13 protein-coding genes are annotated in these 16,119 nt (G+C 45.7%); 12 read left to right on the forward strand and 1 reads right to left on the reverse strand.

The genetic code is table 11. From position 1 onward, the window contains the following. Positions 1-79: 79 nt before the first annotated feature. Positions 80-331 (reverse strand): DUF2798 domain-containing protein, encoded by a 252-nt coding sequence (locus tag MSG36_RS02420; RefSeq protein ID WP_248366023.1) that lies wholly within the window; start codon positions 329-331, stop codon positions 80-82. An 85-nt stretch (positions 332-416) separates the two neighbouring features. Between MSG36_RS02420 and MSG36_RS02425 the strand changes: the two genes are divergently transcribed. From MSG36_RS02425 to MSG36_RS02480, 12 genes are all read left to right on the forward strand, one after another. After that, entirely contained in the window at positions 417-1,319 is a 903-nt protein-coding gene (locus MSG36_RS02425; protein WP_248366025.1) for a LysR family transcriptional regulator, read from the forward strand. A 12-nt stretch (positions 1,320-1,331) separates the two neighbouring features. Then, positions 1,332-2,207 (forward strand): NAD(P)-dependent oxidoreductase, encoded by an 876-nt coding sequence (locus MSG36_RS02430; RefSeq protein WP_017070192.1) that lies wholly within the window; start codon positions 1,332-1,334, stop codon positions 2,205-2,207. Between the two features lie 338 nt (positions 2,208-2,545). Then, entirely contained in the window at positions 2,546-3,226 is a 681-nt protein-coding gene (locus tag MSG36_RS02435; protein ID WP_248366027.1) for a hypothetical protein, read from the forward strand. 87 nt (positions 3,227-3,313) lie between these two features. Next, positions 3,314-4,012 carry an ABC transporter ATP-binding protein gene (locus tag MSG36_RS02440; RefSeq protein ID WP_050651191.1) on the forward strand — a complete coding sequence of 233 codons (699 nt, stop codon included), beginning with the start codon at positions 3,314-3,316 and terminating at the stop codon, positions 4,010-4,012. Further along, positions 4,000-5,298 (forward strand): FtsX-like permease family protein, encoded by a 1,299-nt coding sequence (locus MSG36_RS02445; protein ID WP_248366029.1) that lies wholly within the window; start codon positions 4,000-4,002, stop codon positions 5,296-5,298. The genes MSG36_RS02440 and MSG36_RS02445 overlap by 13 nt, the downstream gene beginning before the upstream one ends. Then, the gene (locus MSG36_RS02450; RefSeq protein ID WP_248366031.1) at positions 5,291-6,073 is read left to right on the forward strand and encodes an outer membrane lipoprotein-sorting protein; all 783 of its coding nucleotides are present in this window, start codon (positions 5,291-5,293) and stop codon (positions 6,071-6,073) included. Before MSG36_RS02445 ends, MSG36_RS02450 begins: the two co-directional genes overlap by 8 nt. Before the next feature lie 9 nt (positions 6,074-6,082). Next, a complete protein-coding gene (locus MSG36_RS02455) occupies positions 6,083-7,375 on the forward strand; it encodes a hypothetical protein (protein WP_248366034.1) in 1,293 nt (430 codons plus the stop codon). Continuing rightward, positions 7,375-8,409, forward strand: coding sequence for a histidine kinase (locus MSG36_RS02460; protein WP_248366037.1), 1,035 nt, complete (start codon positions 7,375-7,377; stop codon positions 8,407-8,409). The genes MSG36_RS02455 and MSG36_RS02460 overlap by 1 nt, the downstream gene beginning before the upstream one ends. A gap of 72 nt (positions 8,410-8,481) precedes the next feature. Then, a complete protein-coding gene (locus MSG36_RS02465) occupies positions 8,482-9,312 on the forward strand; it encodes a LytTR family DNA-binding domain-containing protein (RefSeq protein WP_248366039.1) in 831 nt (276 codons plus the stop codon). A gap of 175 nt (positions 9,313-9,487) precedes the next feature. Continuing rightward, positions 9,488-12,250: a M16 family metallopeptidase gene (locus tag MSG36_RS02470; RefSeq protein WP_248366041.1), complete on the forward strand. Its 2,763-nt coding sequence runs from the start codon at positions 9,488-9,490 to the stop codon at positions 12,248-12,250. 294 nt (positions 12,251-12,544) lie between these two features. Continuing rightward, positions 12,545-15,319, forward strand: coding sequence for a M16 family metallopeptidase (locus tag MSG36_RS02475; protein WP_248366044.1), 2,775 nt, complete (start codon positions 12,545-12,547; stop codon positions 15,317-15,319). A 313-nt stretch (positions 15,320-15,632) separates the two neighbouring features. Continuing rightward, the gene (locus MSG36_RS02480) at positions 15,633-16,097 is read left to right on the forward strand and encodes a hypothetical protein (RefSeq protein ID WP_048610107.1); all 465 of its coding nucleotides are present in this window, start codon (positions 15,633-15,635) and stop codon (positions 16,095-16,097) included. The last annotated feature ends 22 nt before the right edge of the window (positions 16,098-16,119 follow it).

Here is a 16,119-nt window from a genome sequence, read left to right on the forward strand (position 1 = left end):
TTATCCATGAACAGAGTTTTTTGATCGAGCTCTTTGGTGGCAGAACCTAGGTTATAGCGCCTTGGTCATAAGTCCTTGATCATCGTTCCGTGATGTCAGGTTCGCAAAGCGTTCTCGGGCGACAAATCCATGCTGATAGTTTTCTGATCAAAGGGAGCACGGTGAGGTTGAGCACGATGGCACACGGCCAAGCGATGAAAAAGCTTTGCATCCAGATTGGCGGCCATTCGTGGCTAAATCCCATTTTGTAGCCAGAAATTAACCCAGACATGATGGTCGCCATGGTCAGTGAAGATAAAATCGCGGTTACCCAAAATTGTTTGTTGTTCATACTGTGTTTCTCCCGTGATTTTCTGATGTTGATGAGATAAGGTTATATTTATCCATTAATGAGAAAAATAGGTACATGTAGAAGTATGAATTCCATATTTGGAAACATTGATGATCTGTTCTTATTCTGTGCAGTGGTTGAAGAGGGCTCTTTGCTATCGGCCTCGAAACGGCTGCAACTGCCTGTGTCGACTATGTCGCGTCGGTTAACCGCATTGGAAGATCGCCTCAATATCCGACTTTTAGAAAAGAAAGGTCGTGAGCTGGTGGCCACCAAAGATGGTGAAGCGGCCTTTGCTGCACTGAGCAGCGGCATGGAGTCGATTCATCACGGTTTTAATAGCTTGCTGGAAGAGCGTGACGCTATCCAAGGCAAGATAAAGCTTGCCGTGCCTCATAACTTCTACAGTGGCTTTCTACGGTCGACGGTAGAGCAATTCCTCACTCAATATCCAAACGTTAAGCTCGACCTTACCTTGAGCCAGCAGCAGCTCATTCCACAGACCGACCGTGACTTACTGATCACGTTTAAGATCTCGGACATGGAAGGCATGATTGCTCGACCGCTGTTTAAAGCCAAACACGGGTTTTATGCAAGCCCAGAATACTTAGATTCGCGTGCAGCAATAGAAAAGCCGGACGACCTGGAGCTACAAGATTGGATTAACGTCGATGATGTGTTTGATATGCCGCTCTACAAATCCGACCGCTTAGAGCAAATGATCACGATTAAACCTAAGTTCATCGTTAACGATATTCATGCGGTGGCGGCCGCAGCGCAAAAAGGCCTAGGGCTCGCGTCATTGCCTTTTCGTCATGTATCCCCAGAGATGAATCTGATTCAAGTGCTCCCTGAGTATCATCGGGGTGATCGCCAAGCGTATTTAGTGTACAAAGAAAGAAAATATCAGCCAAAGGCTTTGACCCTGCTTATTGATGCATTGATTGAGAGTGTTCGATCTTTTCATAGCGATGGTTTGGTCAAATAAAAGGAGAAAGAAATGAAAGTAAGTTTTATCGGGCTAGGCGTTATGGGTTTCCCAATGGCAGGCCACCTAGTCAAAGCCGGTTTTGAAGTAACGGTATTTAACCGCACTCACAGCAAAGCGCTAGACTGGGCTGATAAACACCAAGGTAAAGCGGCAGAATCTGTGGCTGAATGTGTAGCGGAAGCTGACGTGGTATTGGTTTGTGTTGGCAACGATGATGACGTACGCAGCATGACAACCAGCGAAACAGGCGCATTGGCAGCAATGAAGCCAAACGCGATTCTTGTCGACCACACTACAACGTCTGCAGTTCTGTCTGAAGAGCTTGAAGTAGCTGCGAAGCAAGCCGGTATTCGCTTTATGGATGCACCTGTGTCTGGTGGTCAAGCGGGCGCAGAAAATGGCGTGCTAACCATCATGTGTGGCGGTGAACAAGCGCTTTTCAACGACCTTCAACCTGTGTTCGAAGCTTACGGTAAGTCGTCAGTTCTGATGGGTAAAGTCGGCCAAGGCCAACGCGCGAAAATGGTTAACCAGATCTGCATTGCAGGTGTATTGAATGGTCTTTCTGAAGGTTTAGTTCTTGCTGAAAAATCAGGTTTGGATATCCCAACTCTGGTTGATTGCCTTAAAAACGGCGCTGCTGGATCATGGCAGATGGAAAACCGTGCTACCACAATGGCACAAGATAAGTTCGATTTCGGCTTTGCAATTGATTGGATGATCAAAGACTTAGGTTTCTGCCTAGATGAAGCTGAGCGCCAAGGCATCCAGCTTCCACTAACTGAAAAGACCAACAACGCATACAAGGCATTGTCTGCCGAAGGACAAGGCCGCATGGATACATCAGTATTGATGAAAGCCGTGGTTGAAGAGACAAAGAAGTAGAAGCTAGAAGTAATAGAAGCTTCGCTTGGATAATTAAAAATAGCCGCTGATTAGCGGCTATTTTTGGGTTTGAGCTCTGCCGAGTGCGTTAATCCAAAATAAATCCCCTCCTAGCCTCCCCTTGATTCATATTTTTGATCCCTTGCTGCTCGAGGAAAGGGGAGGAATTGTGGCTAATTATGCGAATAGTGTTCGTCTAGTTCCTATAAGGTTGAAACTCCACTCACACCACCTCTTAACCATTCACTCCTCATTATTACCATTCGTCGCATTGATAAAACGGCATGACAAATTCTAGTTAACCTTTCAACGTCAACATTTGAAAGGGATTAGAAATCATGACTACTTCACACTCATTTAATTCAGGCTCTACCACCTCTCTGCTTAAGCGTTCATTACTGATTGCGCTTGTTTCGTTTGCACCGTCGTTAGCTTTAGCGAACCCGAGTTCAGACGTGCTCGATATCTATAACCAAGCCGCGCAAGGCAATGAAGACTTGGTTGAGGTGGCGTATGAACGCCTTAATGACACGCTGCAAAAAGATGGCGCAACACCACTGACTTTGGTTTACCTAGGTAGCACAGAAACCCTGATGGGGCGTGATGCGTTCTTGCCTTGGAACAAGATGAAGTATGTGGAGAAGGGCTTATCAACCATTGATAAATCACTGGTGCTGCTGAAAGACGAAGACCAACCGATTCATGAGCAACCTCGTGTTCAAGGGCTGCCAGATTCTTACCTAACTCGCGCAATGGCTGCGGTGACTTACACCTCGCTACCAGACATGTTTAACCATTTTGATCGTGGTTATGACCTGTTCCTCTCGTTACTCGCGGAAGATGATTTCCAGCAACAGCATTTCGCTGCAACCTCGTGGATTTACCGTTATGCCATTACCGCATCGATTCGTGCTGAAGACTTCGAGCAAGCACAGGTGTGGCTTGAAAAAATGGAAAGCACCGATGCCGGAAACATCGAGACAATGACGGCTAAAGCCCTAATAGCGAAAGCCAAGTAACAGTTGCCAAAGCCAAATAACAGCTGTGAAAGCTCAATTGCGGCTTACGAGAGCTTGATAATGGATTGGTAATAAGAGGACAACGAAATGATTGAATTTAAAGATATCGGCAAAGCATATGTCACGGGCGGTCAACGTGTTGATGCATTAAACGGGGTCGATGGACACATCCAACGTGGTGAAATGGTGGCGTTATGTGGGCCATCAGGTTCTGGAAAAAGCACACTTTTGAATATTCTTGGTTTGTTGGATATGAGCTATCGAGGGCAGATCGATATTGATGGCCAACCGTATCCGACAGAGCAAATCGCCGCTGCACGTTTTCGTCGTCAGTCGTTGGGTTTTGTGTTTCAGCGCTTCAATCTGGTTCCTGTAATGACAGCGTTAGAAAACGTCGCTTACCCATTGATGTTGAACCAATACTCTAAGCAAGAACAGCAGAGCAGAGCGCAAGACATGTTAGAGCGTGTTGGGCTAGGGGATTACGTTCATCACCGACCAGACAACCTTTCAGGTGGCCAGCAGCAACGTGTCGCGATAGCCAGAGCGCTGATCCACAACCCAAGCTTAGTGATTGCCGATGAGCCGACCGCAAGCCTAGATAGTCACACCGCCAACCTTGTGATCGACATTATGAAAGAGCTCGGCCATGAAATGGGCACCACCTTTATCGTCGCAACACATGACCCAAGAATGGCGCAGCGTTGTGACCGAGTGATTGAATTAATCGACGGTCAACTGGCTCCACAAGCCACAACAACGGAGGCGATCTCATGGGCAAGCTAACACAAAAACTGAGCACTTTTTTGCTTCCTACCTCGGTGCGTTTGGCGTGGCTTAATCTATTAAGAAATGGTCGACGAAGTCTGCTCTCGGTGTTGATCATCGCCATCGCGGTATTTGCGCTGACCTCGGCTGGAGGTTATGGGCTTTACACCTATGAATCTCTGCGTGAATCGACCGCGCGCGATACTGGTCATCTTACTTTGAGTACGCCGGGATATTTTGAACAAGACGAAGACATGCCGCTGAGCAATGGTCTGGATAACGTTCAAGCGCTCACAAAGAGCATTATTGGCGACAGCGATGTGCGCAGCGTTCAACCACGAGTCTATTTCAGCGGCTTGGTTTCTAACGGCAGTAAGTCGACCATCTTTATGGGAACGGGTGTTAATGAGCGTGAGTTCGACATGAAAGGACCGTTTCTTGATGTGCGCAGTGGTCAAACTCTCTCTGATGTGAAATCGCTAAGATACGACAGCCAAGAACCCCAAGTGATGCTGGGAACTGACCTTGCTCGTAACCTCAAAGTTGCCGTTGGCGACTGGGTCACATTGCTCGCGACTACCAGTGACGGTGCTTTGAACGCTTTTGATTTTAAGGTGCAGGGTATCTATTCGACGGGTGTGCCTGAGCTGGATAAGCGTCAGCTGTATGTTCATATCACCACTGCTCAAGAGCTTTTGGCTTCAGACAAAGTCAGTACCTTGTCGGTGTTCCTATTTGAGACAAGCAAGACCTCGGCCGTTCAACAGCGCATCCAAACTGCTTTAGAACGAAATAGGGCGAGTCAAAGCGATCAAGGCACAGAGATCGAGATTACCCCGTGGCAAGATCGTGCGTTTTTCTACACCAAGGTTAAAGATCTTTACGACCGGATCTTCGGCATCATGGGCGCGGTGATGGCATTGGTAGTGTTTGTGTCGCTGTTTAACACCATGACGATGTCGGTGACCGAGCGCACTCGAGAAATTGGCACCTTGTCGGCACTCGGCAGTTACCCTTCTGAAATCGTTGCAGGCTTCTTAAAAGAGGCGGGATTGCTGGCACTGATTGGCAGCGCGATTGGCGCTTTAGTGAGTGGCTTAGTGTCGGTGTTATTGCTGGTGGTTGATATCCAAATGCCACCACCTCCCGGCAGAACCGAAGGTTACCCACTCAACATTTACTTCTCATTGGAACTGGTTGGTTACGCCACTTTAGGCGTGCTGACAATCTGTTTGCTGGCTGCTTATTTTTCTGCTCGCAAAGGCGTGAATAAGCCAATCACGGAGGCGCTGGTTTATGTATAAATTTACTCGTTCACTCACTGTTTTAGGTTCTGTATTGGTTTTGGTTCTAGCATCGATACCAAGCTGGGCATTCGATTCACAACAAGTCACAGAGATGATCGCTAAGGCGGATAGTTACCGATTGAACAGCGCACAAGCCTCTAAGGTAGTGTCTCTGGTGGCGCTGTATCAAGACGATCAACTGGATAAAACCCGTGAATACAACGTCTATACAAGACCAAACCGAGAGTCATTAGTCGTCTTTAAATCAGCCGTCGAGGCAGGTCAAAAGATGCTGATGATTGAAGATAACTATTGGTTGTTGATGCCTAAATCGCGCCGTCCAATTCGTATCACACCGATGCAAAAACTATTGGGTGAAGCCTCGGTGGGCGATATCTCGACACTCACTTGGAGCGAAGATTACCAAGGTGAGTGGGTTGCTGAGCAACGAGTTGAGATACCAAGTGGCGAGACGCTCGATACCCATCACCTAAAGCTAGTGGCGAAAACCAAGGGTGCGAGTTATCAGTCGATTGATCTGTGGTTAACGACAGACCGAGCGTTTCCAGTTAAAGCGGATCTGTATCTGCGTTCTGGAAAACTGGCGAAACAAGCGTGGTTTACTGAAGGCGTGCGTGATGGATTACCCACAGTGATGTCGATGACCTTGCTCGATAAGATTCAGCCAAGCAAGAAAACCGTGATTGAGTATCGCGAGGTGAGCGAACAAAGCTTGGAAGACAAGTATTACAACCCTGCTTACTTATCGCGTAACAGCGTGTCTGGGCTGTAGGTGAGTACCATGAAAGCTTCCAATCGTCGATTCCACATTAAGTCTTCAATCGCTACTTTGCTTGCCTTGTCTTGTGTGAGTCACCCGATTCAAGCGGACGATCTGAGCTTGGCGTGGGATTGGCAACTCAGTGCAGAAGCGATTGAATCGCGAGAGTCGCCATTTAGCCCTTTACCATCTGATAATCGTCAGTCATTCAATGGCTTGCTGGATCTTGAGGTTGGATATGGCAATTGGCTTGGTCTGTTCGCAGTGAAAGCCAACGATATTCTAAGCAATAACCCTCAACAACAAGACGCGAGCTTTGAGTCGGAATTCATTGTGCGTGAGTTGTTTTGGCAAGGTGGTGTCGAGCTGTCGAATTCAGTCATTGGTGACCACTATCTTGATATCACGCTTGGCAAGGTTCGCCTAGATTGGGGTGTCGGTTATGGCTACCGACCTTTAGACATCATCAAGCCTTATCGACAAAATCCAGTAGGCATTGTCGCAGAAGAGGGCGCAGGTGTTGCCTCAGCGTCACTGTTCGATATGACGGGCGAGTGGACACTTCTTTACAGTGATTCTTCGTGGACTTCTCAGGACGTGAATGAGTTCGAAAAGCAGAATCAGCAACAAGGCTTTGGGGTACGTCGTTACAACCTAGTGGGTGATCACGAATATCAATGGGTCGCTTATTATGACGATGTGCGACATAGCTTATTTGGGGTGAGTTTGGTTTCAGTATTAAACCTCGCTTGGGAGTTTCATGGTTCGATGGTTTATCAGCGACAAAGCCTTGGCTACAGTCAGCCGGATTCAATGCTTAAACCGGTTTATCTTGAAGAGCAGGGCGAGGCCTATCAAGCGTTAGCAGGATTAACATGGGCCAATGACACCGGCCACAATGTGGTACTGGAATATTGGTTTGATAGCCGAGCGTGGAGTGATTCTGAGTGGCAAAGCGCAATAGAAAGTGCAGAGTCTTTGTCGGTGAATCCGATGACAGCATCACTGGCTGGTTCTTATGCGCAAGGCTATCAGCACGCCAATTTGGTTCAACACAACATCATGTTTCACTGGTCTCTGGATTCGACACATGGCTGGCTTGAAGATATCACGCCAACATTCGATGTAATGTTGTCTCCACAAGATGGCGGTTTTATTGCGACTCAGTGGCTCAATTATCAGGCTTTAGATAATGGCGATTCATCGTTGGATTTGGAACTTGCTGCACGCTTTCTAGGCGGTAAAAGTGATTCTGCTTACGCCAACTTACCCGATAGTCATATGATTCTTTTAAATATCAAAGGACGATTTTAATGAGCACTTCTTCAAACAGTCAGTTTTCATGGATTAAGAGCTTCACGCTCACCACTCTGTTTTGTTTCGTCATTGCCATCACCACTCAAACGATTTGGGGCGGAGACCTTGTGGTTAACCTCGCGATCAGTTTTGGCTTTGGTTACAGCGCAGTGGGTTCTTCTTTCATCTTAGTGAAGTTGTTCAAGAGAACATCCAGAACGCTTGAAGTGGGTATCTCAATGGTGATCGCGATGACCTTTGGTACCTTGAACGCCCACTATTGGTTGAACGGATATTTCGGAGCCAATATTTCTGACCTTAAATCCGTAGTCTTGCTCGGTGTGATCTTCTGTTCGGTTTGTTATTACTATTTCTATACCCGAGAGCAACAACTACGCGCTGATAACGAATTGGAAGTGGCCAAGCGTCGTCAGGCCGATCAAGAAAAGGTTGTAGTGCTGAGTCAGCTTAAGCAACTGCAAAGCCAAATTGAACCGCACTTCTTGTTCAACACACTTGCGACCATCAATGTGTTGATTGAGAGTGATAGCGAGAAAGCTAAGTTGATGCTCGAAAAACTCACCGACTTGTTACGTGTGACTTTGAAAAACAGCCGCACCGAGCAATCGACCATCGCACAAGAGGTCGACTTGTTAGATGCTTATCTTAATATCCAAAAGATACGTTTGGGGGAGCGCTTAACGTTCTCGATTGAAACACACGAGATTAGTGATTTGCAGGTGATTCCACCGTTCTTGATTCAACCTTTGGTCGAGAATGCACTCACGCACGGCATCGAGCCCAAAGCCGCTGGTGGCCAAGTCAATATTCGTATTACTCAACAAGCCCAGCAGCTAAAAATTGAAGTGGCTGATAATGGCGCGGGGTTGAAAGCGCCTTCTTCGAATACGGGGCACGGTGTTGGGTTAAGCAATATTCGTCAAAGAATCGAAACCCTGTATGGTGATAAGGCGAGTCTAACGATTACTGAACACGCTAAAGGCGGGGTAGTCTCGACGATCTTGTTACCGCTGATTGACGCAGCCGCCTAGAATTACAGATCAGAAAGCACCGAACAGTGACGAAAAATAGACGATTTACAGTGTGAATTTAAAGGACTAACCATGAACAACCCAGCAGTACAGCCGAGCGTAACGGCGATTATCGCAGACGATGAAGCACTGTTAAGGCACCATCTCGACAATAGCCTTGCTGAGGTTTGGCCGGAGCTAGAAATCGTCAGCAAGGCACAAAATGGTTTGGAGGCGATGCAGAGTATTCAGCAGCTTAAGCCCGACGTGGCTTTTCTCGATATTCGTATGCCTGAGCTGGATGGTATCTCGCTGGCGAAACAACTCAACAAGCTAGATTCACCGCCATTGATTGTGTTTATCACGGCTTATGACGAATACGCGGTCAAAGCTTTTGAGCACAATGCGATGGACTACCTGCTGAAACCCATCAACGAAGAGCGCTTACTAGCCACATGTCAGAAGGTGCAAGCGCGTCTGTCGAGCAATCAAACACAAACAGGTAGCACTCCGGAACAGCCCGATATCACAGCGTTAATGGCTCAGCTTCAACAGCTATCACAATCGACTTCCCAGCAAAACAAGCAACAGTATCTCACGTGGCTCAAAGCCAGTGTCGGAGAAGACATCCATCTTATCGCCGTCGATGATGTGGCTTACTTTAAAGCGGAAGACAAGTACGTCTCGATATTCAAAAAAGGCCAAGGCGGTTTGCTAGAGGAGTTTATTCTTCGCGTGTCTCTAAAAGAGCTGATCGCCCAGCTTAACCCGGATGAGTTCTGGCAGATCCATCGCTCGGTGGTGGTGAAAGTGTCGGCCATTGATAAGGTGAAGAAAGGACTCTCTGGTCAGATGTCGGCTTATGTGTCAGGGGAAAAACTACCGATCAGCCGTGCCTCGCAAGGGCTCTTTAAAGGGATGTAGCGAACAAATAAAAGGCGCTACATATCGGCTTTACAATTAATTCATGTAATTTATAAATTAAACACTTTCATACTTATATCGAGTGACTCTAAAATTTTAGTCGTTTGATTTAATGGCGAATTATTACACTTTGGCGATCGGATATATTGGAGGAAAGCCCTTCAAAGAGATCGTTATGAAAGCATACTATTTAGTCGTCGTATTGAGCTCCACATTGCTAGGTTGCAGTTCTACTCCTCAGCAACAAACGTTATTGAAATCCGATCCATATTGGGTCACGGGTGAATTAGATAACGGTTTAACCTACCATGTTTACCCTGACCGAGAACAACCAGTATCGGTACGCTTACTTGTGCATGCCGGCTCTTTTCAAGAGAGCGGTCAACAAAAAGGTTATGCCCATTTTGTTGAGCACATGGCGTTTAATGGCAGCAACAATTTTTCAGGGAATGATGTAGTAGAGTTATTTGAGCAATCTGGTGCTAGCTTTGGCGCTGACTTAAATGCTTATACCTCTTATCAAGAAACCCTCTATAAGTTAGATCTACCCGACAACAAGAATCTAGATAAAGCGTTGGCATGGTTTAGAGATATTGGCGATGGTTTACTGCTGTCCGGAGCTGAGATCGAAAAAGAGAAAGGAGTGATATTAGGGGAATTTCGACACACACTAGTTGAAGATAAGCCTCTCTCATTTAAATTCTACGATCATATGGTTGAAGGCACGAATTACCAAACCAACGATCCCATTGGCAATAAAGAATCCGTTTCTAATGCGAATGTTCAAGAGTTAAATAATTATTACCAAACCTGGTATCAACCTCAGTTAACTGAGGTGATTGTCTCTGGTGATATCACTCTGGCAGAAGTGATCCCTTTGATTGAAGATACTTTCTCTGATTGGCAAAGAGGCACAACACCGGTTCCCGTGAAGAACACGTCAGCGGATTACAATACTCAAGATTTTGTGGCGTATGGATCTGGGAGCGAGCCACCGAGCATCGGGATAGTGATTGAGCGTGGGCAAAGAGTGACACAGAGCCATGAGCAACAACATCAGCTTTGGCTAGATGATATTGCTCAACAACTCATCCAGCAAAGGTTGAATTCAGATTTTGTTGACGCTGCATTGCCAGTGCAATGGGTTGCTTCGACTCCCTATTTCTTAGAGTACCAAAGGTATTCCATTACTACGGTTGGCTTTCCTATCGATAGTCGAGAGCAAAGCCAGCAGCAGTTTATCTCTACTCTCGCCTCATTGCGTGATCATGGTGTGAGCGAATATGAATTTACGAGTGTGATACAGCAATACCAAGCGAACCTTGATGACATTCAAGCTAACTGGGAGAGAATGGACGCAGTAGCTCATGCTGACGGTAAGTCGACGGCACTGGTGATTAACCAAACGGTTCAATCACAGCTTGATTATAAGTCGAGCTTGAAAGAATTTCTTTCGAGTACGGATCTGGAAGCCGTAAATGATAATTTAGATGATTTACTTTCTAACCCATATATTTTGGGATTAGGCTTATCGTCTAAAGAAGACTTGCAGGCAATGAATAACGAGCTAACAGGTGTCAGAAAAGCCTATAAAAAGACAGGCAACAGGCCATTGCTCGTTACTGCAAGCTCGGCGTTTAGTGTGCCAGCGTCTCAAGGCGAAATTGTAAAACAAGTTCAGGTGAGTGACGATCCTAATTTGAAGCAGTGGACATTAAGCAACGGTATTGAAGTTTTGTATCTCCGTAACTCTGAGGCAGGTAATAGTGTCGGGGTTTACTATGCAAGTGAGGGGGGAAAAGCGGCGTTGGATCCTTCGCTGTTTCCTGCTGTAGAGATTGCCCTGCCAGCTTCGATTCGTAGTGGTGTTGGTAAATTTAGTGGTTCGGAGTTAACCGCTCACTTGAGACGCGAAGACATTGAAATCTACCCCTTCATCAATTTTACTCATCATGGCTTAGAAATAAGCGCCAAGAAAAAGACGCTTGCAGAGGGTTTAGCTGCGCTCCACACCATTGTAACCGAACCTAAAATAGACAGTGCCCAGCTTGAGGCTGTGAAGTCTGAATTTGATCAAGATCGTACAGCATATTTAGAAACACCTGTTGGTCAGTTTATTCAGATGGTTAATCGCAATAGCTATCAAACAAGCAGCCGTCACATGATGCTTGAAAGTGATGATATCAAAGCTGTCACGTCGCAAGATATACTAGACGTACAGCATCAACTCTTTCAAAAATTAAGAGACAATACATTGGTTATTGTTGCTGATATTAATCCCGCTGAAATTAAGCCTCTTGTGCGTCAATATGTTGCATCATTGCCATTAGAAGCCGCTGTGTCTCCGGATTATCAGGTGGCTTATAGTACTGATTCGAAAGAACGAATGGATATATCCGTCAATAATGAAGACAGCAGTCAGTATTTATTGCGTGTGATTTCCCAGCAAGCTCGGGATAAAACCGCAAAAGATGTGTTTATGGACGACATGCTTCAGCGTGTATTGTCGAGCCGTTTAACGGCTTATGTTCGTGAAGAGTTAGGTTTGGATTATGCGCCTTATGTGTACTCGGTCGCGCAAGACAGTGAGCCTAGTTATGATTGGCTAATCGGCTCTTTAACGGCTCCAGAAAACTCAGATAAAATTGAACAGGCGATTGATAAGGTCATCGCTGAAGCGGCAAAAGGGATCTCTGAAGATGAGACTCGCACAGCGGCTAAACAGCTAGTAGCAGACCTCACTCCACTAAAATATAAGCCCACTCAACAAGCTTGGTTTATTTCTCGTTATTTGATTCATGATTATGGTTTTGAGGCGTTGTTCGACCTACAGGGAACGGCTGACTCAATTTCTAGCAAAGACATGACAGAGTACGCTGAAGAAATTTTTGGTGATAACAGCTATCAATTGAAGAACTTGTTAAGACCACAAGGGTAAGTCTATTGAGGTAAGTGGTTTTTCATGAAAGCCGCTTCTACTCTATATGTGGATTCACTTAGAAGCCAAATGTTCAAGCATTTGGCTTTTTATTGCACTGATAAGCAAGTCTAAAATCGATGTAATAGGCTCTTATCAAAACCCTGCTTTAAATGAGCACCGGCGATCTTACATAACGATTGGTGATTTATAAAATAAAGATCCAGATCACAAAGATACTCATCCGGTTCAATATTAAATAATAATCGTTAGCTCAATCTGTATATTGTCGATGAATGACATTAAGAGGTTGTTATGAAAACATATTATTTAGCCACGGCTCTATGCCTCACCTTAGTTGGCTGTAGCTCAACATCAAAAACCATCGAAACGCCAATCCAGCCGGATCCGGCATGGATTTCAGGCCAACTAGAAAATGGCCTTACTTATCATGTTTATCCAGATCATGAAGAATCCGTATCTGTGCGTTTAGTCGTGCACGCGGGCTCAATTCAAGAGACTTCTCAACAAGAAGGCTACGCGCACTTCTTGGAACACATGGCATTCAATGGCAGTAAAAACTTCTCTCAGAACGATGTGATTCGCTTATTCGAAGACGCAGGCGCTAGCTTTGGTGCTGATATTAATGCCTACACCTCTTATGAAGAGACGGTCTACCAGTTAGATTTGCCAGATAATATCCAATTGCAGTCTGCTTTGACGTGGATGCGCGACATTGGTGATGGTCTGGATCTATCAAGTTCAGAAGTCGAAAAAGAAAAAGGCGTGGTTCTTGGTGAGTTCCGTATGGCTCGCCTCGATGATAAGTCATTCGGAGATATATATTACGATTACTTCATTGAAGGCGGCCCGTACGAATCGCAAGATGCATTAGGGACTAAATCGTCGATCGTGAATGCCACTCCTCAAGGCATCACCAACTTTTATCAGACTTGGTATCAACCTCAAATAGTTGAGCTGGTCGTTTCTGGTGATGTGGACATCAAAACCGTGATTCCACTCATTGAAGAAAAGTTTTCTAGCTGGGAGCGTGGTGATACGCCGAGACCAGAGAAACAGAAAACGACGTCATTCAATGAAGATGATTATGTTGAGTACGCAGGAAGAGAAGCGCCAAGCATCACTCTGACGTTTAACCGAGGTTTAAATAGAGTTGAAAATCATGCTCAGCAGCATCAACGCTGGTTAGATGAAACCGCTCAACAATTGATTCGACAACGATTAGAAGCGGTATTCAATGATGCTGCGCTGCCGACTCAATGGATAGCATCTGATGGCTATCAGATGGGCGCTCTGCACTATTCATCAATAAGTGTTGGGTTTCCGGCTGGAGACCGTGAAGTTATCCAACAAGATCTGCTTTCTACATTGGCATCATTGCGTGATTTTGGGGTTTCGGAAACGGATATTGCTGGCGAACTGTACTACTACCAAGACTTGCTGGATAACATCGAGCATAACTGGGATAAAATGGACAGCGTTGAACACGCGAATTACAAAGTGAGTGCGTTAGTCAATGATCGAATCGTCCAATCACAGAAAGATTATCAAGCTAGCTTGGAAGCTTTCATCGCTAACTTGAGCCTTGAAGTGATCAACGACAACATCAAGAATCTACTTTCTGATGATTACTTTATTGTTATTGGGATGGACGACTCTGAAGACAGAGCAGCGATCATCAACTCTCTCGATAGTTTAAAAGCCACGTATAGCGAGGCGGGAGTTGCACCGCTTGCGATTGGAACAGCCAGTGCTTTTGCTGTACCTAGCTCGCAAGGCGAGGTTGTACTTGCTGAACAAATGTCTGTCGACCCATACATCCAAAAGTGGACGTTAAGCAATGGCATCGACATGTGGTACCTGCGTGATTATGAGGCAGGTGATGATGTTGGGGTGATGTACATGAGCCTCGGCGGAAAAGCCGCTTTGGATCCGAGCTTGTACCCAGCGGTTGAGGTTGCGTTACCTACCTTCGCTCGAAGTGGTGTCGGTGAATTTACGGGGTCTGAGCTTTTAGCGCATTTTGATCGTGAAGATATTCGAGCCGATTCCTTTATTGGCAACACCCGCCATGGTGTTGAATTTAGTATTAACAAAGATGGGCTCAAAGATACGTTTGCTGCGCTGTATACCTTCATCACTGCGCCTAAAATTGTTCCCGAGCAGTTAGAGGCAGTGAAGCAGGAATTTGTACAAGGTCAAGAATCTTTCTTGAGTAGCCCTGTTGGTCAGTTTGAACGAGCGGTAAACCACAATATTTATCGTCAGGAAAGTGGTCATTATCTTGTAGATAAAGAGCGTGTTGAAACGGTTTCTGTGGAAGACGTCGCTAATCTTCATCAGCAGCTGTTTGGCCAATTGAGACATAACCAATTGGTGGTCGTGGGTGATATCGACCCAAGTGAATTAAAGCCTTTGGTTGAGCAATACTTGGCTTCGATTCCATTAGAAAATGCCGAGGTTCCGGACTTTAAGGTGGCTTACAAGCAGCCATCTGAATCACGCATTGATTTGGCGATCAACAATGTGAATAGCGCAGAGTACGTCCTAAGAGTTATCTCTGAACCTGAAGCCGAAACCAACCAAGGCGTAACGGCAAAAGATATCTTCACGGAAAACTTGCTAGAACGACTGCTGGCGGCGCGTTTAGATGCTTATATTCGTGAAGAGTTGAGCTTAGATTACTCGCCATATACGTATTCAGCATCCGCAGATAGTGAGCTGAGTGGTGAGTGGGTTATCGGGGCGATGGTAGCGCCGGAGAACGTTGACCAAGTTGAAGTGGCGATCGATAAAGTGATTGCAGACCTTTTACAAGGCGTCTCAGAAAAGGAAATGCACGCAGTCGTGAAACAGTTTGAAGCTGACTTCACGCCTCTGGAGACGAGCTCTATTGACCAAGCATGGTACCTGTCTCGTTATTTACTTCATGGTTACGATATCGAAGCTTTGTCTCAAGTTGAGCGAGTGGCGAGGTCGATCACTGCGGAAGACATGAATCAACTTGTCCAACGCATCTTTGGTGAAAATAGCCGTAAGGTTAAGAACATCATGCGTCCTAAAGCCTAAAGCCTAAAGCCTAAAGCCTAAAGCCTAAAGCCTAAAGCTTGAAGCCAACAGAAAGAGACAGCTGAAAGCCAAGCGAGCACCGCTTGGCTTTCTTGTTTTTCTACTATTCATAACATCTATCCATCACCAGTTGTTAAGCCGTTTTAGATCTATGTAAATCTAAATTGCGAGGGTGCTTAATCGGTTGCATCGAATCATTTTCTAAAAAAATGTTTTAAATCAAGACAGCGTTTCATTTGTATTGTAGATTGACGATCTACGAGAATGTTGTTTGGATATTAGATTGCTTAAACTGGGTACCCGATTAGTCTTAATGTTGTTTTTACTGAGCTTTGGCTTAGTGAATTCTAACGGCTATTCGTTTCCTTCTAAGCCATTTCAAATATACTCAGCTCAAGAGCAATCTTCACAAAATGATCTTTGTAAACAAGCCGCTACGGATAATCCGTCGAGCTACTTAGAGTGCGATAAGGCTCAGTTTGGCACCGTGCCTTCTGGTGACAGTTCCAACTATCACGACACCGAATCAAGCCTTCAAGCAGCAAACTTCAGACGTATGCTCAGCAACGAGCAAGAAAGCGTGGCCGATCTTGAGCCTGCTTATCACCTACTGATCGACTTCTCTCCCCCTTCATTACTGGCTTCTCTGCTTTTCAACACACCGTTGTTGGATTCCAAGCAGCACTGGACCAGCATTGTGAGTTCTCCGTCCTCCCGGCTTGCTGGGTGGAAAGAGGGCAACATCCAATACTCGCATTTCCGAGAACTTCTTAGCTAATCGTTTGACCCTAAATTGGTCG

It is taken from the genome of Vibrio sp. 1CM8B (assembly GCF_023161685.1).
GTDB lineage: Bacteria > Pseudomonadota > Gammaproteobacteria > Enterobacterales > Vibrionaceae > Vibrio > Vibrio coralliirubri.

Bases quoted from the DNA above. Each gene is read 5' to 3' on its own strand.
- MSG36_RS02420 (WP_248366023.1), bottom strand. From the start codon at position 331: ATGAACAACAAACAATTTTGGGTAACCGCGATTTTATCTTCACTGACC.
- MSG36_RS02425 (WP_248366025.1), top strand. From the start codon at position 417: ATGAATTCCATATTTGGAAACATTGATGATCTGTTCTTATTCTGTGCA.
- MSG36_RS02430 (WP_017070192.1), top strand. From the start codon at position 1,332: ATGAAAGTAAGTTTTATCGGGCTAGGCGTTATGGGTTTCCCAATGGCA.
- MSG36_RS02435 (WP_248366027.1), top strand. From the start codon at position 2,546: ATGACTACTTCACACTCATTTAATTCAGGCTCTACCACCTCTCTGCTT.
- MSG36_RS02440 (WP_050651191.1), top strand. From the start codon at position 3,314: ATGATTGAATTTAAAGATATCGGCAAAGCATATGTCACGGGCGGTCAA.
- MSG36_RS02445 (WP_248366029.1), top strand. From the start codon at position 4,000: ATGGGCAAGCTAACACAAAAACTGAGCACTTTTTTGCTTCCTACCTCG.
- MSG36_RS02450 (WP_248366031.1), top strand. From the start codon at position 5,291: ATGTATAAATTTACTCGTTCACTCACTGTTTTAGGTTCTGTATTGGTT.
- MSG36_RS02455 (WP_248366034.1), top strand. From the start codon at position 6,083: ATGAAAGCTTCCAATCGTCGATTCCACATTAAGTCTTCAATCGCTACT.
- MSG36_RS02460 (WP_248366037.1), top strand. From the start codon at position 7,375: ATGAGCACTTCTTCAAACAGTCAGTTTTCATGGATTAAGAGCTTCACG.
- MSG36_RS02465 (WP_248366039.1), top strand. From the start codon at position 8,482: ATGAACAACCCAGCAGTACAGCCGAGCGTAACGGCGATTATCGCAGAC.
- MSG36_RS02470 (WP_248366041.1), top strand. From the start codon at position 9,488: ATGAAAGCATACTATTTAGTCGTCGTATTGAGCTCCACATTGCTAGGT.
- MSG36_RS02475 (WP_248366044.1), top strand. From the start codon at position 12,545: ATGAAAACATATTATTTAGCCACGGCTCTATGCCTCACCTTAGTTGGC.
- MSG36_RS02480 (WP_048610107.1), top strand. From the start codon at position 15,633: ATGTTGTTTTTACTGAGCTTTGGCTTAGTGAATTCTAACGGCTATTCG.